This window comes from Paenibacillus sp. UNC496MF, assembly GCF_900113915.1.
GTDB classification, from domain to species: Bacteria; Bacillota; Bacilli; order Paenibacillales; family Paenibacillaceae; genus Paenibacillus_Z; species Paenibacillus_Z artemisiicola.
Genome location: NZ_FORE01000012.1, coordinates 1 through 23,796 on the forward strand (window position 1 = coordinate 1; position 23,796 = coordinate 23,796).

Below are 23,796 nucleotides of genomic sequence, written 5' to 3' on the forward strand. Positions count from 1 at the left end.
GTGGGTTCCATGCCAACAATGACGCTGCTCAGTTTGTAGGAGTGAAGTAGATCCTGGATCCAACGCTTAAACAGCATAAAGCCTTCGCGATCGTTGCCAAACTCGAGCGGTGTACCCAAAGCAATGCCGCGAAAGCTGACGGCGCGGGCTACATGAACTTCCTGTGCAATGTCTACGCCCACGACAAGGTGAGAAACGGTAATGTTTTCAAGGCGTTGATTTTGCTTATCCTGTGCTTTAAAATTCATAGTAGAGCGACCTCCTGATGGGCTTTTCGAGGCTTTTGACCTCGTGCGTAACCCCATCGTACTGAGGCGCTCGTTTTTGTTCAAACGCCAAATTATTCGTTTTACAGGAATTCTAACGGGGAACGATAGTTCAATCATTACACGACGGCAGCCGGCCACAGAACGATCGGCTGCCGTCTTTGCGTTAACGGGCAGCATTCCTATAATGCAGAGAAATCAGGTTTGAGAAAGAAAAAGACTCCTTGGTAAGATTGTTTGGGGATCCCGGTAGCTGGCCAGTGAACGGATCCGAAAACAAAATCAGGAGACTACAACATGAATTCTACCCAAAATGAGCGAATAACCCAAATTACATCTACGACTCTCATCGTCGGAGTGGACATCGCCAGTTTAAGCATGTGGCTCGGGCCCAGAATTTCCGGGGAGTGGAAGTAGGGAAGCCGGTAACCTTCGAGAATAGTTTAAATGGGTTTAAGCACTTTACCCATTGGTTTCATAAGCTCATGGCTGAGCAAGGATATCAAGACGTCATTGTCGGTATGGAACCGACAGGTCATTACTGGCTGAATCTCGTGTATCATTTGGGACAGCAAAATATTACGTGCGGCGTAGTGAATCCGCTGCACGTAAAGAGAACGAAAGAACTCGACGACAATTCACCGACGAAGAATGACGTAAAAGACGCACGCGTCATTGCTCAACTGGTCAAAGCCGTACCGGACATAACGACATCTGAACCTACGCAGGCAGCCTGAGACGAGACCGGGGAGGTAGTCCTCGGCTTTTCCTTTTGGCATATATGTAAACCTTTTTGGATACATAGTGCATGAATTGGAGGACACAAAAAAAGCACTCTGCATTAAGCAGAATATTGTTGTTGCTCCTGAAGAACGCCTTTCAATTCGTAATAGCTGTCGAGCCACCGATCCAGCGTCTGAGAAGAGGACCACCTTTTCACCATGTAAGGAATTGGTTTGCCTTGTTATGGAATGAAGGTCTCGGCGAGCCTTCTCAATTCCGTCACTCAGCTTCTTGTGAAAAGCGCAGCCACTTCAGACCATGACGAAAAATAAAAAATCCAACGCTCCCCACTAACAATAGCTGTGCTTGCGCTTCTTGCAGAAGAACCTATGCATCCGTACCGAATGCAGCAACTCATCAAAAAACGAGGAAAGGATGAAGTGATTAACGTTCGGCAGCGCACCAGTATTTATCAGACCATTGAGCGTCTGCTGCGGGATGGGCTTATCGCAGTCCGAGGGACCTCGCGGGAGACGGGGCGTCCTGACAGGACCGTGTACGAAGCGACCGAGGAAGGGAAGGCGCTGCTCCTGGAATGGCTTCGGGACATGTTGTCCGCTCTGCCGCAGGAGTTCCCGGAGTTTCCCGCGGCCCTCCCTTTCCTGGGCCTGTTGCGAATTCAGGAGGTCGAGCAGCTGCTTGAGAAAAGAACGATCGCCCTTAAGGAGGAGCTCGCGCGAATAACTGCCAAAGCCGCGATCCCTAGGCTGTTCATGCTCGAAATGGAGTATAAGCGTACGGTGATTGAGGCCGAACTGAAGTGGGTGAGCTGCCTTATCGGCGATATTCGATCCGGCGATCTTGTATGGGATGAGGAGTGGCTACGCGAAATCGCGCAACGATTCGCCTCTCCCAATAACGAGCCGGTAATAGCTGGAAGACGATAAATATCCTTAGATACGGACCCGTATGCGATTGATGCATAGGGGTCTTTTTAGTACGGACAAGAAGGAAAATAAACTGGCTGGAACCCATTGACATAGTTTAATCATGAATAGTAATATTATAACTATGAAGAGAATCGTTGAACTAAGAAAGGATGAATAAGGGAATGGATAAACAAGTCGATCAGTATCAGGCGTTTGATGAAACGGTTCCCGTTCTTATCGTCGGAGGCAGCTTGGTCGGGCTTTCTCTTTCTCTTCTTCTTGCCAGGCAGGGGATTTCTTCAATGGTGGTCGAACGTCATCCAACTACGGCGATCCATCCGCGCGTCGCAGGGTTAACCGCCCGAACAATGGAAATTTATCGTTCATTGGGACTTGAACAGGATATCCGAAGCATAGCACCGCCGTTCTCGAAGAACAGCAAGGTTTTTCAGGCGGAGAGTCTTGCGGGGCAAACGTTTAATGACACGGTCGAAGATATGAGCGCTTTCTTTACGGATGAAAGTCCTGCCGAAGGCAGCTTCATTGCGCAGGATATATTGGAGCCCATTTTGCGAAACCATGCAAAGCGGAATGGAGTGGACCTGCGATACGACACGGAGATGGTTACGTTCGAACAAGATCAGGATGGCGTCTCCGCTATTATTCGCAATCGGTCCGATGGCACTTCACGACGAATTAGGGCCGGCTTCATGGCCGCAGCCGATGGCAGTAAGAGCGCGGTCAGGAAGAAGCTGGGTATTGAACAGCACGGAGCGGGCACGATCATGAACAATATGAGCATGGTTTTCGAGGCTGATATTGCAGAGCTATTCACTAACCGCAATGCCGTTATGGGATTCGTGCGAAATGAGACCGTGATGGGAGCGCTTGTCCCTTATCCCGGCACCTTTATTCGTTCGGATCTCTATAGATTGGATATTTGGTACGATCCTAATAAGGAATCGGTCGCGGATTATCCCGAGTCGCGTTGTATTCCGTTGATTCGCGCTGCGATAGGGATACCGGATATTCCGGTGAGGGTAAAGACGGTCCTTTCCTGGGAAATGGCCGCTCGCGTATCGGATCGCCTTCGCCAAGAGCGAGTGTTTCTGGTCGGCGATGCTGCCCGGGTACAGCCTCCGGCAGGTGCCCTCGGGGGGAATACGGGGATTTCCGAGGCACACAATCTGGCATGGAAACTGGCAGCCGTTCTTCACGGTCATGCAGGCCTTGGTCTGCTCGACACCTATGAAACGGAGCGTTTGCCAATCGCGGACCTGACGGTCGAGCGAGTTACCGCTTTATCGCAACAGCGTGCTACGGAGGACACGAAACAAATAACAGTCAATACGCTGATGGTCAATATGGGTTATCGTTACTTAAAAGGCGCATTTGCGATAGAGGACGTTCAAGATACCAAACCAATAAACCTTCCCAACGAATGGAGGGGGCTGCCAGGAACGCGCGCGCCGCATGTTGTTTTAGGTCAAAACGCGAACCGCATGTCAACCCTCGATTTATTCGGTACTCATTTTGTCCTGATTGTGGGCCCTGAAGGGAAAGAATGGATTCAAGCGGCAAATGAAGCGGCGGAGAAGCTTAATCTTTCTTTATCCGTCCATCATATTGGAGCTGATCTGACTGATTCGAATGGGACGTTCTGCAGCTCTTATGGCATCGATGCAACTGGGGTTATTCTAGTAAGACCCGACGGGATTGTGGGCTATAGGAGCTCGGAAATGGCGGATAACCCCTTGCGGTCGCTGGAAAATGCTCTTTCGGCTATCCTTTTTTGTTGTTGAAGGCGCACGGCGCCGCTAGGGAGCAGTATGCAGCAACGCTTACCGCTTCCGAGGAGTATCGAGCCATGATGGCGGAGCTGGCAAAAATCAAAAGATAAACAGCGCGTTACTGCGATCAGGCGCGATATGCCGTCGTTTGGAACCGTTGATGGTTAACGTTTCTTCGGTTTTCCATCGGGAAAGCATTGTTTTTAAAGGCCGTGAATTTCAACTAATGATTGCCCCGCGGTCTTGGTATGAGCATATTGTATTGGATTTTGAACATGAAGGAACAAAAATCGGAACTATTACTGGAATGCTTGCTACGGGTATATGTTTAATCGGCGATAATGATAAGCGGCGAACACTGAGAGCTCAAACTGAGACCTTATACGTTGGTGCGGCTTCGTAGCAGACATGCAGTTGCTCCGGTATTTCTATTTTCTTCATGAGCTTTCGCATGGCTTCAGGTGTGTTCTTCACGTCTCCGACAAGGAACGGCGGGACATAATCGTTGGAGGAATGCGTTCTCCGACGGTTGTAAAACAGCTCGATGTATTCAAAGACAGCCTTTTTTGCCTCAGCTCGCGTCTTGAATGTGTAATCATTAAGCCATTCCATCTTTAACTTCCCCCAAAAGGACTCCATGGGTGAATTGTCATAACAGTTGCCTTTACGACTCATGCTACAGATAAATTCATGCTTCTTCAGAAGCTTCTGGTAGCCTTTACTAGCGTATTGAACACCGCGATCAGAATGTACGATGAGTCCTTTAGATGCACCGGTACGGCCAATGGCTTGCTTTAGAGCAGCACAGACAAGCTCTGTTTTCATACGACTATCCATCGCCCAGCCAACGAGTCTTCGGCCATGTAAATCTAGCACACCGGCAAGGTAGAGCCAGCCTTCACCTGTCGCGATGTAGGTAATGTCACTCAACCATTTCTCATTAGGCTTGCTAGTTGTAAAGTTTTGATTCACGATATTATCCGCAACAGGCAAGTTGCGGCTTGAATTTGTTGTCGCCTTGTATTTCTTTACCACTTTCGATCGAATCCCGTTAGCTCGCATTAACCGTGCTACACGGCCGCGACTGGCTTTCTTCTCCGGTGGCAAATTCTTTGTAATCTGCGGAGATCCATAGATTCTGCGACTGTTTATGTGGATGTCTTTTATGGTATCAAGCAGCTCGCGGTTCGCTTTACTGCGTTTGCTTTCTGGTCGTTTAATATGAGCATAATAGCCGCTTCTTGAGACCCTAAGGGCCTGGCACATCTTCGCAATCCGAAACTCGAAGCGGTGTTCAAAGATAAATTTGAACCTCATTATTTCTGATTCTTCGCGAAGTAGGCCGCCGCCTTTTATAGGATGTCATTCTCTTCTTTCAGATCCGCTAACTGCTTTCGCAGCTTGCGTATTTCATCATCCTCAGCTTTAAGGTGGCCACTGCCTGGAAACGAACTGTCTCCATCACGCTTATAAACCTTCACCCAGTCACGGACTGTGGTGTAATGTACATCCAGTTCCTTAGCCGCATCCGCTACCGTTGATTCCTCAGCTAAGATTCGCAACACAACCTGCTCTTTAAACGCCTTATCAAATTTCTTCTGCTGCCCCATAGTAAATCCCTCCACGTATATTATAGAGGTTTTCTATGTGTCTATCTATTCGGGGCAGGGTCAAAATTATGTTCGTACAATTGCACCAGGTGTTGTTGTTTTGGGCAACGGAGTAAATGATGAACTGATGTTTCGTGAAGCTGATCTTTCAATCGCTGTGATAGGGAAAGAAGGCTGTGCAACGGCGACACTAATGAGTAGTAACATAGTCGTTACAGACATAATTGATGGATTGGATTTGTTGTTAATGCATCATCGGCTCATTCCAACGCTCAGAACATAATTATTGGTTTATTCCTCTAACGGGGAACAAAAGCTCAATAAACAACTTGAAGGCTGCCGAACTAATAATTTGGCAGCCTTCATTAAGCTAAAGGGCAGAATAGCGCAACTTTAGCTTGATCATTCGCGTCTTAGAAGTGGGTATATTTGTAAACCGAATGTGTAAGAACAATTCCGGTAAACTGTTGTCTTTTGGCACTGATTTTACAATCCAGAAGCTGAAAAAAAATGAGTGGAATACCATCATTTTAAACAATTTTGCAATTGGTGATGTTGGAACTGAATTGAAACCTGGCACTCATTCTAGTGATTACCCCGTCATTCTAAAATATCTGCCTGCGGGCGAGTACCGAGTTGTGAAGCGAATTCGTCTTGGCACAGAGGCGGAAAGCCCGCAAATTGATTTAGTGAGCGATGCGTTTACTTTGAAATAGCTAGCCAGGGTTAGTCCTTGATGCTGGTTTTACAACAAGAATGGCTGAGGCGATTCCTTGTGATATTGTTCAACTAACGGGAAACGATAGTTCATGATAAACGGTAACCGGCCTTAGAATAACGATATCAAAGAAAGGGCTATCCCGCAAAGAATAGCCCTTTAACTTGCCGTTTCAGCGCGGAGAACCTTATCAAAAGTGACTCAAATTTACTTAAACAGCCGACACCATAGAGGATGTCGGCTGTTTAAGTTTCATAGCTTTCATAGGGTTGCCCTTTAGAATAAGCAAAAAATGAAGCAACCGCTTGCGGGCGTTCAAATATATTTGGGGTAAAGCTACGGTGCCCTTCATACGGGATCGGTTTAAGAAGGTGGGCTGTAAAGTTAGGCTGAAGTTGAACTCCCGTTTACCTCCTGTTTACCTGCATTTCGTAAAATAAGGATAACGATAGAACTGGAGGTGTTTAGCCATGACGAAGCAGAGAACATGGTGGTTGTCAAAGAAATGGGGATATGCAGCGTCTGTTGCCTTACTTCCATACGCGGTATTAAAGACGCTTTGGGCGAATGGAGTCGTCATTCTCGCTTCAGGGAAAGGAATCGAGCAATTGCATGCCTCTATGAAAACCAGCGCAGATCCGATCAGCGCATTTCTATACGCCAAGGGTATCGATATAACCGTCGTGTTGGCTCTCATCGCTTCTACGCTTGCGGTCGCTCTGGTCAAAGATTGGGGACGCAGGATTCCCCGCTGGATGCTGATCATACCGGCGGGCGTGGGCGGCACGTTCTTTATAAGTATCTGCCTCGCAACCTTCTACAAAATGGCTGTCGGCACCATTCGCATGACTGATACGCCGGAGTTTGACCCCTGGGTGCTGCTCCCTGTATACGGAGGATTTTTCGCTTGGGGAATTGCAATCAGCATGGCAGCCTTTTCTTTTGGGATTAGAACAGGCCATTACGCCCGTTCGGACGTGTGACGGGAAAATTGATCGAACGAGGTGGCATGGAACATGAGCAAGATCGACTTTAAGGTTTGTCCCGGCTACATTGGGTGCTTCTGGGCGGTTATATATGCGGTTTTCGTTCGATTCTATCAAGCTGCGGGTGGACCGGTCGGTCTGCCGGGCAGACTCGCCGAACTCGAAGGATTTCAAATGGCAAGTTATTTCGCCGGCGTCGTGGTCTTGCTCGCTGGCTTCTATTTGTTAGGACTCGTCAAACCATGGGGGAGAACCGTTCCGTCATGGTTGCCCTTGATTGGCGGGAAAAACGTCCATCCTCTTCTCTTATTGGTTCCCGCGCTCATTGGCTGCGCCTTCTCGATTGCTCACGGGGTCAGTGGGGTCATCACCAAAATTCTCTATTTGGCAGGGATCATTACCATCCAAATTCCCGGTTGGATCGAGCTCGATGTCCGCGGATTAATTCTATGGGATCTTCTGTTTTACGAGCCGTGGTTTATCGTCATGGGCATACTGGCGGGCATGGCGGCATGGAACTATGCGAAAGACACCAAAATTTTGCAACCTTTTCTGAGGCGATCTGCTAACCTTTATCTATGCCTGATAGTACTTCTCACGGCGTTATTTGTTAGTGCGATTATATTCGATTTCCTCAAATATTGAGCTAAAATAAGGAGACGTCGGAGTGCGGAATGAATCGATATTAGTGGTCGACGATGAGGCAGGCATTCTAATTATGCTTGAGAATCTTTTTCGCAAAGAAGGATACACCCGGATTACGAAAGCCAGTTCCGCCGCCGAGGCGCTTATGGCCGTGAGAACGACGCGTTTTAACATGATCGTTCTGGATGTCATGCTTCCGGATATGGATGGATTTACCCTATGCACGGAAATACGCAAGACCATTACAACCCCTATTCTGTTTCTTACCGCCCGATCCAGCGATATGGATAAGCTGCAAGGGCTATTCTTGGGCGGAGACGATTATGTAACCAAACCGTTTAACCCGCTGGAAGTTGTTGCGCGGATTCAAGCTCATTTGAGACGGAGCGCTCTGTATGCAACTGATGTCGTAAGTGTGGAGAATGTGTATCGATACGATGCGTTTACCGTTAATCGGACGACCGGACAGCTTATCGTGGGCAATGTGGATACGCCTTGTCCGGCCAAGGAACTTGAACTGCTGCTTTATTTTTGCAAACATCCGAACCGGGTGTTCACCGCTCAGCAACTATATGAGCAAGTTTGGGGTACCTTGGTGCAAGGGGATGAGAAAACGGTCGTTATCCATATTTCCAGACTCCGAAAGAAGCTTGAGGTCGATCCGACCCGCCCCAAACTGATCGTCACGCTGCGAGGAATCGGGTACAAGTTCGTTCCGCCCACTGGAGGTTAAGTCTGTGAACATGATGCTTCGCATAGCGATGCAGCTCCTGACGGCTTTTTTTGTTTTGTTTGTTTGCATTCAAACGATTGCGATCGTAACGGCCTGGTTGTTTTGGCCGCACTTGTTATTGTTCGGGAATCGTTCGACTCATTACGAAATCTTTGTGGTGACCTTGTGCGCACTGCTTTTTCTTCTGACCTTGCTCCTTATTGGCTGGTATCTCGGGAAGCCGGTTTATTTCATGATGGTTTGGATCAGACTTCTGGCAAGCGGACAATATCATGCTCCCCATCTCTGGAACGAGCTTCACTCTCGCAAAAGAGGAATGTTGAAATTACCGTATGCGGTCTACAAGGAATTGTTTGAGCATTTACGGATGCTTACGAGTACGCTTCGACGAAACGAGGAGGCGCTTCAAGAGTCGGAACAAATGAAACGAGAATGGATTCGGGGGATTTCACACGATTTAAAAACGCCGTTAACCTATATATCCGGATATTCCGCCATGTTGATGAATTCGGAGTATCGGTGGAGTGTAGAGGAACAAAGGGAATTTCTATCAATCATTCATCAAAAGGCGGTTCATCTGCAAGAACTGGTACAGGATCTTAATGAATCGCCTCATGGACAATTTCCTTTAAAAGCCGAGGAAGTGGATATCGTGGAACTCGTGCGCAGAACGGTCGCGGATATCAGCAGCGCACCTTGGGCGACCGGTTATTTATTTACGATGGATTCGGAGCCAGATCGCATTTGGGTAACTTGCGATCCGAAGCTGATGACGCGCGCTATCCGCAATTTGCTCGTCAATGCCGTCGTCCATAATCCTGAGGGTACCAAGATTGCGGTTCGAATCGCGCAGCTTCATGATCGGACGACGGAGATCCGGGTCGAAGATAATGGGGTCGGATTCAGCGAGACGCTTGGTCAAAGCGAAGATCGAACATCCTCCACACGTTCGGGCTTGGGATTATCCATCGCCAACAAATTTATAGAAGCCCATGACGGAGATTTAGTCATCCACAGCAAGCCGAGCGAAGGGACAACACTTTCGATCAGGCTGAAAGCAACGCAAAGTTAGGGTGAAGTTGAGCTTCCGGCTACTACATGTTTACTAACACTCCTTATACTAAAGCGAAAGTTATATAAGGATTTGTGATCTTTATAGAGCCCTTAAAGGATATGTTGCTATTTCCCCACGCACAGAAATGGCTGGGGGAATTCGTACAGCACATTTGCGTGATCCAGACGAGAAGCTAATCGAATTGTTCGATGAGATACTACCTGAGTCATGAGATCTAGGTATACGGGAAGCGGACGAGATATAAGAATCAATAACAGCAGATGTAAAAGGCTACAAATTACATGTTGGATAACCTTCAAGTAGATCCCTTTTCAACCGATGGACTGCTTCTCATTAGCCAAATTGACACTGAGAAAGAGTTGAACCCAGATCTTAGGAATCTGTGCGGAACGATGAAGAAATCCTTGCGGAACAGAATCTTCTACCTTAATTGTCGGTGTAGACATTGCCAAATTCAAACATGTGGCACGTGCACAAGACTACCTCGGAGTTGAGTTCGGGAAGCAATTACGTATGAAACACCATGGCAGGTTTTGAGATGTTTGTGAGCTGGTTTCGAAAGATCTTAATGGAGCATAGCTTCCAAGACATCATAGTAGGTATGGAACCAACCGGTCATTACTTGCTAAACCTTGGTCCATAACTGGCTAGATCGATACTTTCCAGAGTTTCAAACGGTATTTAAAGATTGGGAATGCAAGTCAAAAGTACAGGGGAGCCACGATATGCAAATTTTAGTGAGCATTTTTATTCTTGTCGTAATTTTTCTACTCGTTGTCGGCTTAGGAAGAGGAAGAGGACTAAACTCCCGGGGCAGAAGAACAAGGCATATTACACCTAGCCAACCGCAATCGGACCTCACTGAGACTTTAATGCACATCGCTTCGTTGCCGTATGTCGATGAGCACGCGACGGTCATTGCAGCGGGGGCTGACGACGTCTGGCGCAATCTGGGCGAAACACTGGACCGATCCTTCTCGCGTCCTGGTATGGCCATCTACACGAGACTGGTTGGATCCGCAGACTGCACAGCGTCTGGGCCACGGCCCCTTTCCGTGGGCTCGACTTTTCCTGGTTTTCGGGTAATCGCTGCTATCCCGGGACGTGAGCTGGTCCTCGAAGGGTGCCATCGTTTCTCATCCTACGCCCTGATTTTTCGCCTCGAACACCTTAGTCCGGATCGATTACGGTTACGTGCCGAAAGTCGAGCTGCCTTTCCCGGCCTGGCCGGCTACCTCTACCGAGGGATCGTCATTGGTACGGGTGGGCACGTGGTTGGCATGCGGCGCCTATTCTCAGCAATTCGCCGTCCCTGGTCGCTCGACTAACGGGGAACGATAGCTCAATTAAGACACGACGGCAGCCGGCCTCGAATCGCTCGGCTGCCGTCGTTGCGCTAAACATTCCTGTTAGGGCTAAGAAATGGCCTTTGTCAAAAAAGGAGCGCCTCGGTATGATGGGTTTGTCCAAGGGTTAATTACCCAACACCATCAAGGAAGCGCTCTTATCATGAAGTTTAAACAATCAAAAGCACAAAATCAACGAGTCGAACGAATTACACCCTCGCATTTAATTGTAGGGATCGACATGGCAAAAGAGACTCATGTGGCACAGGTTACAAATTATCGTGGGATTGTACTGACGAATCGGCATATAGCATTCAGCAACACCATAGAGGGGTTTGAAAAGCTGCAGCGTTGGATGGATGGTATTCAGCAAAAGCACCGTTTAAGCCAGGTAATCATAGGCATGGAGCCGACAGGCCACTATTGGTGGAACCTAGCCAACTGGCTTACACATAAAGGATTGCAAGTGGTCTTAGTTAATCCAGCAACGACAAAACGCAATAAAGAAAACCGTGACGACTGCCAATCGAAGAGTGACCCAAAAGATGCACTTGTCATTGCAGATGTAGTAAGCCGAGGCTACTACTATGAACATACGAAACAGACTCAAGTATTTCAACGCTTGAAAACACTGATGAGCGATCGAGACTTTTGGGTTGCTAATAGCGTCTGGTTACAAAATCGCATTATTCGGTGGCTGGATATCCGGTTTCCTGAGTACAGTTCGGTATTTAAGGATTGGACCGTTAAACGTTCAATGGCTACTCTGAAGGAATTCCCTGCGCCAGTGGATCTCGCAAATCGGTCAGTACCAGAATTAGGTGAGATTCCCATGGCCATTCAGATGCGTTCCATAAAAGGCCTTGGACCCATCTTCGTTGCGGCTATCTTAGCAGGTGCAGGTGACCTAAGGCAGTACGCACATGGACGTCAGTTACTGCGCAAAGCCGGTCTGAATTTGGCTGAAAGCACATCGGGGAAGAGGAAAGGTCAGATCGTTGTCTCCAAACGAGGGGACTCCAGTTTAAGAAAATATCTGTATTTAGCAACAATCCAGCTCATTGGAATTAATCCGGTCTTTCAAGAATTACATCGACACAATATTCAAGTAAAGCACATGAAAAAGCAACAGTCTGTCTTTAAACTCGTGGGTAAAGTAGCGCGAATTTTGATCGGTATGGTCCAGCGCGTAGAAACATTCTCTCCCGAAAAGGCCAGCCATCTCGTTTCACAAGCAGCATAGAGCACTGATCGATCACGTATATTGACTCATTCGCGGGATTTTGAAAAAGAAAGCACAGAAAACCGAGTCACTGCCCGAAAAGGGCTCAGACCCGTCCGCTAAACGCAATCGGTCTCCACACCTTGGATCAGTATGACGATGGAATGTGAGGGCCTAGACCCGTCGAGCCATGGGATGGTAAACACCAGGGCACTTGTGGAGTTTGCGTGCAGTAGAGTTAGGCAGAAAGGAATGGCTGAAGCAATTCCTTTGTTCCCGCATACCCAGTTACTGGGCTAACGGCATCCGCCCATAGCTTTCTCCACCTCCATATCTATTTCAAGGTGATGAAATCCTGCGAATGAGTGAGCATATGTGAGATAAACCCTTAAAACCGAGGGACGGGCAGTTATGCTTAATGACCACACAAATCACGAGGTGAAGTAATTCACAGTAAAAAAGTCATATCACAATAATTAAACTTAATATATGTAGAGTAAAATTATTTTAATTGGCGACTGCCAAAAATTATCGCTTAAGGGTGGAGTGTATGGTGGAACGTACTATAGTTAGGAAAATTCAATATAATGAAATAAACCAACTGTTGTCACTATATAAGCACTTAAATCATGATGACCCTGAACTGATTTATGATGATAATCTTAAAGTACCACTGGGATGAAATCTACAATGACCCAAATATGCATTACATTGTAGTCGAGGTAGATGGTAAGATTGTTTCCTCTTGTGTTTTAGTAATAATCAAGAATTTAACAAGAAGTGCCCGTTCCTACGGATTAATTGAGAATGTTGTAACGCACTCAGATTATAGAAGAAGAGGTTACGGAAAACTTGGTCTCAGTTGGGCGGCAAGCATGATTTTATTGAGCGTGGGCCTAATTAAATTAAGACCATCTCAGGGTAGGCTAAACTAACGGGTAACGATAGTTCAATAAAACAGCAGCTGTCTATGACTGATATGCTCCCCATACGGTAGACAGGTGAAATAATAAAACCTGTTATCGTAAGGGAGTTTTTTTCATGTCTCTAGGAAAGTATAGTGCTTTGGATAAACTTGCTATTCTCGAAGAAGTATCAAATGGGGAAATTGGTTTTCTGGCAGCTGCGAAGAAATATGAAATTAATAAGACCACTTTAATGAGATGGCAGCGTAGGTACCAGACGTGTGGGTATGAAGGCTTGGAGCGCCGTACGCATCTCCAAAGCTATAGTGCTGAACTCAAACTCCGAGCGGTGAAGGATTACCTTGAGAGGGGATTGTCGCAGTATCAAGTCATTGCTAAATACAAGATTGCGAGTACGCGGCAGCTCTTTAATTGGGTGAACAAGTATAATGGTCATAGCAGCTTAAAAGCCTATAAAGGGGAACAAGTGTACCAGTGGGTGAAGAAGTTCGAAGATGGCGGTCAGGATGCGTTAAAGGATGGCCGAGGGAGAAGGAAAGCCCCGGAAGAGTTAACAGAGGCCGATCAACAGAAACTCAAGATGAAACAGGTGGAGCACGAGATGGAGCGACTTCGGGCTGAAAATGCATTTTTAAAAAAGTTAGAGGAACTCGAAAGAAGGCGACGCTAAAACAAACGCGACAGGAAACCATTTATCTTGCCATCCAGGCACTTCAAAAGGATGCATTAAGTATTCAGCTTCTATGCCAAACTGCTGGAATTCCGCGCTCGAGTTACTACAAGTGGTTAAATCGCAAATCTAGTCCTCGAGAGTTGGAGAATGAGCAATTGACCCAAGTGATGATGACGATCTATGAGAAAGTGGAACGTACATTTGGATACCGCCAATTGACCCTGCATATGCGTAAACAAACCGGAAAAACCATTAACCATAAGCGCGTTGAACGGTTAATGAAGGTAATGGGGATCCAGTCTGTTATTCGGAGAAAGAAAAAGAAGTATGCGAACGCCACGCCGCAGCAAGTGGCAGAGAACCTGCTAAACCGTAAATTCCATGCTAATACGCCGAATGAAAAATGGCTCACCGATGTAACAGCATTTAAATACGGTCATGGCCAAAAAGCGTATTTGAGCGCTATTCTCGATCTTCATGATAAATCCATCGTGTCCTATCAGGAAGCAGCCCCATGCTTCACAGCGACCGAGGATACCAATACACTTCTTTGGGCTTTAAGAAACTCTTGGACGACAGTCACATGATCCAGAGCATGTCTCGTGTAGGGCGGTGCATCGATAATGGTCCAATGGAATCTTTCTGGGGGACTCTCAAATGTGAGAAGTATTATCTGCAACCGTACCCTACTTTTGAAAAGCTTGAGAGAGATATTCAGGCTTATATCCACTTCTACAACCATGAACGATTACAAGCACAACTAAACGGCCTCAGTCCGATGGAGTACAGGACTAAGGCCGCCTAATAGACTTTATTTTTTGTACTGTCTACTTGACGGGGTGCAGTTCAGACTTTATTTTCTCAGTTCGTGGCTGCTGCTGTTCCTTTTTTGGGGTTAGTCTAATACTTGTATTTCGGAATGTGAAGGTTTGTAAATCGAAGAACCACGCGGTTTCAATACATCGAGTCTAATACTTTATTTTCTCTATACAGCAACCCGCCGCCGCAACCCGCGAAGCGGAAGGCGGCGCTTATTTATAAAAGCGCTTTCAACATGACTGTAGAAAACGGCAAGAAATCGTAGTTCCGTCCATTGTCGCTCCCGAAGACGCATGACATACTGAACGTAAAACCTTCCCGGGCAGGTGAAGCGCATGTACAAGGTGCTGGTGGCCGACGACGAACCGCTGATGATCGAAGGCTGGAAAACGATGGTGGACTGGCAGGGCTGCGGCTACGAATTATGCGGTACGGCGACGGACGGCGAGGAAGCGATCGCCGCGATCCGGGCTTGCCCGCCAGATCTGGTGATGACGGACATCCGCATGCCCGTCCTGGACGGACTCGGCCTCATCCGCGCGATGAAGGAGGAGCTCGGGCTGACCGCCAAGACCGTCATCGTCAGCGGCTACTCCGAATTCGGCTACGCGCAAGAGGCGCTGCGTTACCAGGTGGATCACTACTTGCTCAAGCCGCTCGTGCCGGAAGAAGTGCACAAGGTGCTGCGCGAGCTGGCCGGCCCGCTCGCGGAGCGGCGCCGGGCGGAAGCCGCCGCCGGCGCGGAGCGGGACGCCGCCGCCGCGGAAGCGGTAGTGGCCGCGCTGCGGCACGGCGGGCCGGCCGCGCTCGAAGCGGCCGGGCGGCTGCTCGGCGCGACGGAGCGAACCCGTTGCCGGCTGCTGCTCGCCGAGACGCTCGCCGGCTCCGGCTCCCCCGGCGGAGCCGCGCACGTCCGGCTGCGGCGGCTGCTCGAGGCCGCCTTCCCGGAGGGGCTCCGGGCGGTCGCGTTCGCGGAAGCGCCCGGCCGGTGCGGCGTGCTCGTGCTCGACGAGCGCGAAGCCGGCGCGAGCTTCGAGGCGCGGCTCGCCGAGACCGCCGCGCGCCTGCAGGATGCGCTCGACGGGCTGGCCGTGTACGCCAGCGAGCGCGGCCAAGGACTGGCCGTCCTGCCCGCGCTGCACGGGCAGGCGCTCGAGGCGCGCCGGCGCGCCCTGCTGGGGCGCCGGGCCGGCTTGCACCCGTACCGGCGCGGACGGACGCCGGACGGCGATTGCCGCCTGCCCGACGTCGCGGCCTGCACCGAACGGCTGCTCCGCGCGGTCGAGGCGGGCGACGAGGCGGCCGTGCGCGCGGCGCTCGACCCGCTGTTCGGCCTGTTCGCCGGGGCCGGCGCGAAGGACGACTGGGCCCGGCTCGCCGCGTGCCATATCCGCGGCGAGCTGCTCCGCCGCTTCGCGGACGGCGCCGGCGCCGCGGACGACGCGAGCGGCGAAGCGCCCGAGATCTCGGCCTTGCTGCCCGCGGACGGCGCGGACGGCGCGGACGGCGCCGCGTGGAGCCGCGAGGCGATCGAGGCGCTCTGCGTCCGGGCCGCGGCGTCGTTCGCGGCGCGCCGGTCGGCCCGGGACTGCGGGGGCGCCGTGGCGGAAGCGGTCGCGTACTTGAACGGGCATTTCCGCGAGAAGGTTCTGCTGCAGGAGCTCGCGGAGCGCTTCCGCCTCAGCCCCGTCTATTTCGGCCAGCAGTTCAAGAAGGCGACGGGCTATCCGTTCCACGATTACGTGCACCGGCTGCGGATCGACGAAGCGCGGAAGCTGCTGCGCCGGACGGACATGAAGATGTCCGCGATCGCGAGCGCGCTCGGGTATCACGACACCGATTATTTCACCGGCAAATTCAAGGCGTTCACGGGCGAGCTGCCGTCCGCCTACAAAAACAAAACCAAGGGTGAAAGCCATGCGGACCGGTAAACCTTTTATCCATCGAGTGAACGACATCCCTCTCAACATCAAGTTCCTCCTGATCTACCTGCTTTGCGTGCTGCTGCCCATCATGACGATCAATCTCTTCTTCTTCCACCAGAACTCGGAGAACATCCGGGTCCGCGAGCAGGATAACCTGCGCAAATCGATCGAGCGCGCGTCCGGCGAGCTGCTCGGCATGATCGACGAAAGCGTCGCGCTCAGCCATTCGATCGCGAGCGACGATTCGATCTACGCGGCGCTCGACCGCGCTTACGCCAGCCCGGTGGACTATTACGCCGCGTACGACGGCTTCCTGCGCGACAAGCTGAAGCGGTACATGTCGTCCTACCCGAATATCGTGGAGATCCGCGTCTACACCGACAATCCGACGATCCAGACCGGCGCGAACTACCACGTCATCGGCGACCCCGCGCTCGACTTGCCGTGGCTCGGCGAACTGAAGCGTTCGGCGAGCAACATGACGGTGGTGTCCTATTACGAAAGCGGCGGCTTCAGTCCAGGAAACCGGATCAGCGTCGTCAGCAGGCTGAACACGTACGCGTCGTACGCCGCCTATACGAAATATTTGCGGATCGACCTGAACACCGAGAAGATCCAGGCCATCCTGAACCGGGAAATCGACAGCCTCCGGCTGCGGCTCATCGACGACGGGAATCAAGTCGTGGCAATCGGCGACGGCGCGCCGGTGCCGCAACCGGCGCAGCCCATGACGCAGCCCGCGACGCCGCAAACGCCGGCGAATCCGGACGCCGCCGCGGGTGCCGGCGCGGACGAGGCCGTCGCGCATGCCCGGCCCGGCTACGCCATGGAGCGGCCGCTCGGGGATTTCGGGTACGTGAAGGGCTGGAAGCTCGTCGGCATCGCGGATACCCGCCGGGTCGACGGCCTGATGAACGACGCGCGGCGCTCGATTATTTGGCTGGCGGTCGTCAGCACGTTCATTCCGTCCCTGCTCATCTACGTCATTCTCCGCTCGTACCACTACCGGGTAAAGAAGCTGTCCCGGCACATGCTGAAGGTGCGCAACGAGCGGTTCGACCCCATCGACATGCACGAGGGGCGCGACGAGATCGGCGGCCTCATCCGCACCTTCAACGTCATGACCGAGAAAATCACGTCGCTGATCAACGACGTCTACAAGCTCGAAATCCGCCAAAAGAGCCTGGAGCTGGAACGGGTGCGCACCGAGCTGTCCATGCTGCAAAGCCAGATGAACCCGCATTTTCTGTTCAATACGCTGAACGCGCTGCTCGTCGTCTGCACGAAGAACGGCTATTCGGACGTGACGGAGATCATCCGGAACCTGTCGGTGCTCATGCGGCAGCTGCTCAGCCGCGCGGACGGCCTGGTGCCGCTGCAGGAGGAGCTGCAGTTCACCGCGATGTACCTGCAGATCGAGAAGTTCCGCTTCGGGCAGCAGTTCGAGTACGCGTTCGACGTCGACCCCCGGGCGCTGCCGCTGCGCATTCCGCGCATGAGCATCCAGCCGCTCGTCGAGAACGCGTGCAAGCACGGGCTGCAGGCGCGCAAGGGCAGCCGGACGATCCGCGTGACGGCGGCCGCGGCGGACGGCGCGCTCGACATCCGCATCGCCGACAACGGCGTCGGCATGGAGGAAGCGCGGCTGCGGCAGCTGCTGACGGACGTGCGGTCCGAGCAGCAGCCGGACGGCCAGCATGTCGGCATCCGCAACGTGCTGCGGCGGCTGGAGCTGTTTTACGGCGGGGCCGTCCGCTTTCGGATGACGAGCGACCCGGCGACGGGGACGGAGGCGGGGTTTCAGATCCCGCTCGCCCGGCTGGAGGCGGAGGAATGGAAGAAGGAGGCGTGACCATGTACAAGGTGCTGCTGGTCGACGACGAGCCGCTCGCCATTCAAGGGCTGGAGCTGCTGGTCGATTGGGAGAAGCACGGCTTTCGCGTTTGCGCGACGTGCGAGGACGGCGAGGAGGCGCTTCGGCTCATGCGCGGCATCGCGCCCGATCTGGTCGTCACCGATATCCGCATGCCGGCGCTCGACGGGCTCGGGCTGATCGAGGAGGCGCGCCGTTCGGGCGACCGGTCCACGCGGTTCGTCATCACGAGCGGCTACGACGATTTCGATTACGCCCGGCGCGCGATGCGCCTCGGCGTGTCGCATTACTTGACCAAGCCCGTCATCCCCGCCGAGGCGGACGACGTGCTGTCCCGGCTGCGGGCGGAGCTGCGCGGCCGGGAGCGGAGCCGGGCGATCCGCGACGGCGCGGACCGGCACGCGCTGCGGGAGGCGCTGTCGCGCCTGCTCGCCGGCGGCGCGGGCGACGGCGAGCGGCCCGAGGCGGACCCGGCGCTGGCCCGCCTGTCCGGCGAGGCGGGCCGCTGGGTCTACGTACACGTCGAGACGGAGCCCGAAGAGACGGGCCGCGCCTTCGAAGCGGCGCAGCGGCTGGCCGCCGATTGCGGCGCCTGCCACGCGATCGACGGCGGGCCGGGCGCCTTCGGCCTCGCCCTTGGCCTCGCGGCGGACGGCGAGGCCGAAGGCGAGCGGGAGATTCGCGCGTTCGCGGATCGGCTGCTCGCGGCGCTGCGGGCCGAGGCGCGCGGCCAGATCGGCATCGCGGCCGGCTCCGCGGAAGACCGCCCGGCAGGGCTCGCCGCGTCGTACGGGAGCGCGGCGGAGGCGCGCCGCTTCCTGTTCTTCGGCGGCGCGGCCGTCGTCCATTACGCGGATATCCGCGGCCGCACGCTCTCGCGCGACCCGGGGATGCTGCGCGCGGCGGACGCCATCCTGGACGCGGTGGAGGGCGGCGATCCAAGCGAGCTCTCGGCCGCCGTCGGGAGCGCGTTCCGCGCCTTCGAGGCGCTGCTGCCGCTGCCGGAGCTGGTCGGCATCTTCGCCGCCCAAGCGGTCATGCGCTGCGCCGTCTTGTGCAAGGAGCTCGGGGGCGATCCGGACGAGCTGCCCGGCGTCCCGGCGTCCGTCGCCCGCGGCCCGGGCGGCGCGCGGTTGGCGGACGTCGAGCGGGAGCTCGCCGAATTCTGCCTGCGGAGCCAGGCCGTCATCGCCGGGCTGCAGGCGAAGCGGGCCGGCGGCACGCCTTCGAAGGTCGCCGACTACTTGCGGGCGCATTATCGGGAGCCGCTGACGATCAAGGAGCTCGCGGAGCGCTTCTACGTCCATCCCGTCTACCTGGGGCAGTCGTTCTCGCGCAAATTCGGCACGGGCATCCTCGATTTCGCGCACGACCTGCGCATCGCGGAAGCGAAGCGGCTGCTGCGGGAGACGGACGCCTCCGCGGGGGCGGTCGCCGAGGCGGTCGGCTACCGGGTGTACCAGCAGTTCCTGAAGCAGTTCGAGAAGCGGCTCGGCATGAAGCCCGCCGAATACAAGCTTTCGCCCAACGCGTAAGCGTGCGCGATTCCGGCTCGCCCACCTTAAATTAGGGGGGCCAAGTGCTTAAATCTGATTATGTTGCAAGCGCATACATTCGCGCATAATGAGGAGGCAAAGCCAACCACCGATAACCGAAGGAGGAGCACGAATGGGGGTTAACAAAAGCAAAAAGCTATGGGGGTCGCTGTCGCTTGTCCTGGCGCTGAGCTTGGCGATCGCCGGGTGCAGCAACGGCGGCAACGGCAATAACGCGGGCGGCAGCGGCAACGGGGCCGCGGCGGACCCGGGAACGGCGAACGCGGATCAGCCGGCGAACGCCGCGGGCGACGGCGGGAACGCCGCCGCAACCTCGGACGATCTGAAGCCGGTCACGATCTCGGCTTTCATCGGCACGCCGAACCAGGCGCCGACGCCGGACAACCGGATTTACAAGAAGATCAAGGACGAGCTCGGCGTGACGCTCAACATGGAGTTTCTCGTCGGCGACCTGCAGCAGAAGCTCGGCGTCATGATCGCCGGCGGCGACTATCCGGACCTCATCACGGCCGATCCGAAGCTCGTCTCGGCGGGCGCGGTCATTCCGCTCGAGGACTTGATCGAGAAGTACGCGCCGAATCTGAAGGCGCATTACGCGGCCTACTGGAACCGGATGAAGGACTCCAGCGACGGCCATATCTACTGGCTGCCCAATTACGGCGCCTACACCGGCGAATACCACGCGACCAACTATTCCGGACCGGCGTTCTGGATTCAGAAGGACGTGCTGAAGGAGGCGGGCTATCCGACGCCGAAGACGCTCGACGATTACACGAAGCTGATCCGCGATTACGCGGCGAAGCATCCGACGATCGACGGCCAGCCGACGATCGGCTTCACGTCGCTCGCGTACGACTGGCGGACGTTCCCGCTGCTGAACGCGCCGGAGCACCTGACGGGCCACCCGAACGACGGCGGCGTCGTCGTGGACGACGGGGTCGCATCGGTCTTCGCGGACAAGGACATCGCCAAGCAGTACTACAAGACGCTGAACGGTTTGTTCAACGAAGGGCTCATGGACAAGGAAGCGTTCGTGCAGAACTACGACCAGTACCTGGCGAAGATTTCCACGGGCCGCGTGCTCGGCATGTTCGACCAGCACTGGAACTTTCAGCAGGGCGAAGACACGCTCGTCTCGCAGAACAAAATCGGCCAGACGTACGTCGGCTTCCCGCTCGTCTACGATACGAGCATCAAGGACTACTACCTCGACCGCCCGGTCATCAACTTGAACAACGGCTTCGGCATCAGCAAGGACGCGAAGGATCCGGTCCGCATCATCAAGTTCCTCGACGCGCTCATGGACGAGAAGTACCAGAAGCTGCTGTCGTGGGGCGAAGAGGGCGTCGACTACATCGTCGGCACGGACGGCAAGTACGCCCGCACGCCGGAGCAGCGCAAGCAGCAGGAGGATCCGACCTGGAAGCTGGCCAACAAGGCGGACGCCTTTTACGGCGCCGCGCCGAAGATGGAAGGCACCTACAGCGACGGCAACGCGACGTCGGCGGGCTCCCAGCCGCAGGAGTTCTTCGATTCGCTCAAGCCGGAGGATAAGGAGCTGCTGACGGCCTACGGCCACAAGACGTGGACGGACTTCTTCTCGCCGGCGCCGGAGAACCCGGTTTATTATCCGGCTTGGCAGGTCGACCTGATCGACGGCTCCGACGCTTCCGTCGCGAACAAGCAGATGTCCGACGCCTCGCTGAAATATTTGCCCAAAGCGATCATGTCGAAGCCGGACCAGTTCGACGCGGTGTGGACCGATTACGTGAACGCGTACAAGAAGATCAACGTGAAGGCGTACGAGGACCGCATCAACGACCAGCTGAAATGGCGCATCGAGAACTGGGCCAGCCAATAACCGCGCGCCCGCGGAGCGTATCCGGGCGGAAGGCGCCGGCGGATCGCCGGCGCTTTCCGCCGCTCGCTCCCGCGCGCCGCATTTTAAACGAAGAGAGGGGGAAAATCGCATGGCGAGCGCCGAGAAAGCCGTGCGGACCCGCGCGGCCGTCCGCGCGGAAACGTCCGTGCCGAAAGCGTCCGTCTTCAAGCGGATGCGCGGCCAGAAGCAGCTGATGCTCATGTCGCTGCCGATTCTGGCCTACGTCGTCCTGTTTTCCTACTATCCCGTCTGGGGATGGACGATGGCGTTCCAGAACTACAAGCCGGCGAAGGCGTTCGCCGAGCAGGAATGGGTCGGCCTCAAGCAATTCCGGTTTCTGTTCAGCGACGACATGTTCCTGAACGTGCTGCGCAACACGATCGCCATGAGCTTCATCAACATGGTGCTCGGCTTCGTCACGGCCATCGCGTTCGCGATCCTGTTGAACGAGATCAAGCACCGGCTGTACAAACGGGCGATCCAGACGATCTCGTACCTGCCGCATTTCCTCTCGTGGATCATCGTCACGGGCATCGTCGCGAATTCGCTGTCCGTCGACGGCGGGATCGTCAACGTCCTGCTCATGAAGCTCGGCTTCATCCACGAGCCGATCATGTGGCTCAGCCTGCCGCATTACTTCTGGGGCATCGTCGGCGCCTCCCATGTCTGGAAGGAAGTGGGCTGGAACGCGATCATCTATCTGGCCGCCATCACGTCGATCGACCCGTCGCTGTACGAAGCCGCGGAGATCGACGGCGCGAACCGGTACCAGAAAATGCTGTACGTGACGCTGCCGGGGATCAAGTCGATCGTCATCATCCTGCTGATCATGAACATCGGCTGGATTCTGGAAGCGGGCTTCGAGGTGCAGTACCTGCTCGGCAACGGCGTCGTCGTCGACTGGTCGCAGACGATCGACATCTTCGTGCTGAAATACGGGCTGCAGATCGGCAACTACTCGCTCGCGACCGCCGCCGGCATCTTCAAGTCGGTCGTCAGCATCACCCTGATCTTCGCCGCCAACACGATCGCCAAGCGCTTCGGCGACGACAGACTGATATGAGGAGGGGCATCCGATGAGAACGAAAGCGCCGCGGCTGGAGCCGGTCGTCTTCCATACGTTCAACGCCGTCGTCATGATCGCGCTGGCCGTCGTCACGCTGTATCCCTTCCTGAACACGCTGGCGGTCTCGTTCAACGCCGGCAACGACACGATCCGCGGCGGCATCTACCTCTGGCCGCGCGTCTGGACGGAGCAGAATTACCGGGCGATCTTCGCGGGCGGGACGATCTTCCACGCCTTCTGGGTCTCGGTGGCGCGGACGGTGCTGTCGACCGTGCTCAGCCTTTTCCTGACGTCCATGCTCGCCTATACGGTCAGCCGGCGGGAATACGTCCTCCGCAAGCCGATCACGATCGTCATCGTGCTGACGATGTATTTCAACGCCGGGCTGATTCCGTTTTATTTTCTGATCAAGGATCTGCATTTGCTGAACCATTTTCTCGTGTACGTCGTGCCGGGGCTGATCAGCGCGTTCAACATGATCGTCATCCGCACCTACATGCAGACGCTGCCGGAAGGGCTGATCGAATCGGCCAAGGTGGACGGCGCCGGCGATTTCCGGACCTTCTTCTCGATCATCCTGCCGCTCTGCCAGCCGGTGCTCGCCACGGTGGCGTTGTTCGTCGCGGTCGGGCAGTGGAACTCTTGGTTCGATACGTTCCTGTTCGCGTCGTCGAAGCAGAGCTTGAGCACGCTGCAGTACGAGCTGATGAAGCTGCTGTCTTCGTCGATGAATTCCAACAGCAGCGCGGCCGTCACGAACGGCGCGGACCTCGGGGCCGCGCGCAACCTCGTGACGCCGATGTCGATCCGGGCGTCCGTCACGATCGCGGCGTCGCTGCCGATTCTCGTCGTCTATCCGTTCCTGCAGAAATATTTCGTGCACGGCCTGCAGCTCGGCAGCGTGAAGGAATAGCGGTTTTCGAATCGGCGCGTTTGCGGCGGACGTCCTTCGAGGCGACCGGATGCGTTGGCGCCGGTTCGCTCGTTTGGGGAAGGCATAGGATGGCGGAAAGTGGCGGAGGAGCCGCCGGAC

At 54.3% G+C, this 23,796-nt stretch carries 20 protein-coding genes and 2 pseudogenes; 20 read left to right on the forward strand and 2 right to left on the reverse strand.

Going from position 1 to position 23,796, the window contains the following annotated elements:
- A pseudogene (locus tag BMZ79_RS21375) lies at positions 1-248 on the reverse strand (IS110 family transposase); the annotation flags it as partial.
- Between the two features lie 425 nt (positions 249-673).
- Here BMZ79_RS21375 and BMZ79_RS21380 point away from each other — a divergent pair.
- From BMZ79_RS21380 to BMZ79_RS21390, 3 genes are all read left to right on the forward strand, one after another.
- Positions 674-1,003 (forward strand): IS110 family transposase, encoded by a 330-nt coding sequence (locus BMZ79_RS21380; RefSeq protein ID WP_371263768.1) that lies wholly within the window; start codon positions 674-676, stop codon positions 1,001-1,003.
- Positions 1,004-1,351: 348 nt separating this feature from the next.
- Positions 1,352-1,936, forward strand: a complete 585-nt coding sequence (locus tag BMZ79_RS21385) for a PadR family transcriptional regulator (RefSeq protein ID WP_256252944.1) — start codon at positions 1,352-1,354, stop codon at positions 1,934-1,936.
- A gap of 164 nt (positions 1,937-2,100) precedes the next feature.
- Positions 2,101-3,720, forward strand: coding sequence for an FAD-dependent monooxygenase (locus BMZ79_RS21390; RefSeq protein WP_177222257.1), 1,620 nt, complete (start codon positions 2,101-2,103; stop codon positions 3,718-3,720).
- A gap of 477 nt (positions 3,721-4,197) precedes the next feature.
- On the opposite strand, the pseudogene BMZ79_RS21395 reads toward BMZ79_RS21390, so the two are convergent.
- Positions 4,198-5,318, reverse strand: a pseudogene (locus BMZ79_RS21395) (IS3 family transposase); the annotation flags it as partial.
- 37 nt (positions 5,319-5,355) lie between these two features.
- On the opposite strand from BMZ79_RS21395, the gene BMZ79_RS33700 reads away from it, so the two are divergent.
- The 17 genes from BMZ79_RS33700 (at position 5,356) to BMZ79_RS21480 (ending at position 23,676) form a co-directional block, all read left to right on the forward strand.
- Positions 5,356-5,601 (forward strand): HAD family hydrolase, encoded by a 246-nt coding sequence (locus BMZ79_RS33700; protein WP_143089024.1) that lies wholly within the window; start codon positions 5,356-5,358, stop codon positions 5,599-5,601.
- A gap of 157 nt (positions 5,602-5,758) precedes the next feature.
- Positions 5,759-6,034 (forward strand): immunoglobulin-like domain-containing protein, encoded by a 276-nt coding sequence (locus BMZ79_RS33705; protein ID WP_218154750.1) that lies wholly within the window; start codon positions 5,759-5,761, stop codon positions 6,032-6,034.
- A gap of 472 nt (positions 6,035-6,506) precedes the next feature.
- On the forward strand, positions 6,507-7,019 hold the full coding sequence (locus tag BMZ79_RS21400; protein WP_143089026.1) for a hypothetical protein: 513 nt from the start codon (positions 6,507-6,509) through the stop codon (positions 7,017-7,019).
- Between the two features lie 33 nt (positions 7,020-7,052).
- On the forward strand, positions 7,053-7,667 hold the full coding sequence (locus BMZ79_RS21405) for a DUF3995 domain-containing protein (protein ID WP_090643645.1): 615 nt from the start codon (positions 7,053-7,055) through the stop codon (positions 7,665-7,667).
- A 22-nt stretch (positions 7,668-7,689) separates the two neighbouring features.
- A complete protein-coding gene (locus BMZ79_RS21410; RefSeq protein WP_090643648.1) occupies positions 7,690-8,400 on the forward strand; it encodes a response regulator transcription factor in 711 nt (236 codons plus the stop codon).
- Positions 8,401-8,410: 10 nt separating this feature from the next.
- Positions 8,411-9,472 carry a sensor histidine kinase gene (locus tag BMZ79_RS21415; RefSeq protein ID WP_256253038.1) on the forward strand — a complete coding sequence of 354 codons (1,062 nt, stop codon included), beginning with the start codon at positions 8,411-8,413 and terminating at the stop codon, positions 9,470-9,472.
- 1,512 nt (positions 9,473-10,984) lie between these two features.
- On the forward strand, positions 10,985-12,064 hold the full coding sequence (locus BMZ79_RS21430; protein ID WP_090643653.1) for an IS110 family RNA-guided transposase: 1,080 nt from the start codon (positions 10,985-10,987) through the stop codon (positions 12,062-12,064).
- Positions 12,065-12,744: 680 nt separating this feature from the next.
- Positions 12,745-12,978: a GNAT family N-acetyltransferase gene (locus tag BMZ79_RS35230; protein ID WP_256253039.1), complete on the forward strand. Its 234-nt coding sequence runs from the start codon at positions 12,745-12,747 to the stop codon at positions 12,976-12,978.
- Between the two features lie 106 nt (positions 12,979-13,084).
- Positions 13,085-13,639, forward strand: coding sequence for a helix-turn-helix domain-containing protein (locus tag BMZ79_RS21440; protein ID WP_090643656.1), 555 nt, complete (start codon positions 13,085-13,087; stop codon positions 13,637-13,639).
- Positions 13,640-13,806: 167 nt separating this feature from the next.
- The gene (locus BMZ79_RS21445) at positions 13,807-14,229 is read left to right on the forward strand and encodes an IS3 family transposase (protein ID WP_371263775.1); all 423 of its coding nucleotides are present in this window, start codon (positions 13,807-13,809) and stop codon (positions 14,227-14,229) included.
- A 44-nt stretch (positions 14,230-14,273) separates the two neighbouring features.
- Positions 14,274-14,447: an IS3 family transposase gene (locus tag BMZ79_RS35630; RefSeq protein WP_371263776.1), complete on the forward strand. Its 174-nt coding sequence runs from the start codon at positions 14,274-14,276 to the stop codon at positions 14,445-14,447.
- A 349-nt stretch (positions 14,448-14,796) separates the two neighbouring features.
- The gene (locus BMZ79_RS21455; RefSeq protein WP_090643661.1) at positions 14,797-16,392 is read left to right on the forward strand and encodes a response regulator transcription factor; all 1,596 of its coding nucleotides are present in this window, start codon (positions 14,797-14,799) and stop codon (positions 16,390-16,392) included.
- A gap of 16 nt (positions 16,393-16,408) precedes the next feature.
- Entirely contained in the window at positions 16,409-18,238 is a 1,830-nt protein-coding gene (locus BMZ79_RS21460; protein ID WP_256252948.1) for a sensor histidine kinase, read from the forward strand.
- Positions 18,220-19,794, forward strand: coding sequence for a response regulator (locus BMZ79_RS21465; RefSeq protein ID WP_256252949.1), 1,575 nt, complete (start codon positions 18,220-18,222; stop codon positions 19,792-19,794). Before BMZ79_RS21460 ends, BMZ79_RS21465 begins: the two co-directional genes overlap by 19 nt.
- A 133-nt stretch (positions 19,795-19,927) precedes the next feature.
- Positions 19,928-21,676, forward strand: coding sequence for an ABC transporter substrate-binding protein (locus tag BMZ79_RS21470; protein WP_090643669.1), 1,749 nt, complete (start codon positions 19,928-19,930; stop codon positions 21,674-21,676).
- Positions 21,677-21,785: 109 nt separating this feature from the next.
- Positions 21,786-22,760, forward strand: coding sequence for an ABC transporter permease (locus BMZ79_RS21475; protein ID WP_090643671.1), 975 nt, complete (start codon positions 21,786-21,788; stop codon positions 22,758-22,760).
- A gap of 13 nt (positions 22,761-22,773) precedes the next feature.
- Positions 22,774-23,676, forward strand: a complete 903-nt coding sequence (locus tag BMZ79_RS21480; protein WP_090643674.1) for a carbohydrate ABC transporter permease — start codon at positions 22,774-22,776, stop codon at positions 23,674-23,676.
- Positions 23,677-23,796 lie beyond the last annotated feature (120 nt).

Coding starts and splice junctions, on each gene's coding strand:
- BMZ79_RS21390 (WP_177222257.1), top strand. CDS start 2,101: ATGGATAAACAAGTCGATCAGTATCAGGCGTTTGATGAAACGGTTCCC.
- BMZ79_RS21415 (WP_256253038.1), top strand. CDS start 8,411: ATGATGCTTCGCATAGCGATGCAGCTCCTGACGGCTTTTTTTGTTTTG.
- BMZ79_RS21470 (WP_090643669.1), top strand. CDS start 19,928: ATGGGGGTTAACAAAAGCAAAAAGCTATGGGGGTCGCTGTCGCTTGTC.
- BMZ79_RS21465 (WP_256252949.1), top strand. CDS start 18,220: ATGGAAGAAGGAGGCGTGACCATGTACAAGGTGCTGCTGGTCGACGAC.
- BMZ79_RS21440 (WP_090643656.1), top strand. CDS start 13,085: ATGTCTCTAGGAAAGTATAGTGCTTTGGATAAACTTGCTATTCTCGAA.
- BMZ79_RS21405 (WP_090643645.1), top strand. CDS start 7,053: ATGAGCAAGATCGACTTTAAGGTTTGTCCCGGCTACATTGGGTGCTTC.
- BMZ79_RS21480 (WP_090643674.1), top strand. CDS start 22,774: ATGAGAACGAAAGCGCCGCGGCTGGAGCCGGTCGTCTTCCATACGTTC.
- BMZ79_RS35230 (WP_256253039.1), top strand. CDS start 12,745: ATGCATTACATTGTAGTCGAGGTAGATGGTAAGATTGTTTCCTCTTGT.
- BMZ79_RS35630 (WP_371263776.1), top strand. CDS start 14,274: ATGGAATCTTTCTGGGGGACTCTCAAATGTGAGAAGTATTATCTGCAA.
- BMZ79_RS33705 (WP_218154750.1), top strand. CDS start 5,759: ATGTGTAAGAACAATTCCGGTAAACTGTTGTCTTTTGGCACTGATTTT.
- BMZ79_RS21475 (WP_090643671.1), top strand. CDS start 21,786: ATGGCGAGCGCCGAGAAAGCCGTGCGGACCCGCGCGGCCGTCCGCGCG.
- BMZ79_RS21455 (WP_090643661.1), top strand. CDS start 14,797: ATGTACAAGGTGCTGGTGGCCGACGACGAACCGCTGATGATCGAAGGC.
- BMZ79_RS21400 (WP_143089026.1), top strand. CDS start 6,507: ATGACGAAGCAGAGAACATGGTGGTTGTCAAAGAAATGGGGATATGCA.
- BMZ79_RS21430 (WP_090643653.1), top strand. CDS start 10,985: ATGAAGTTTAAACAATCAAAAGCACAAAATCAACGAGTCGAACGAATT.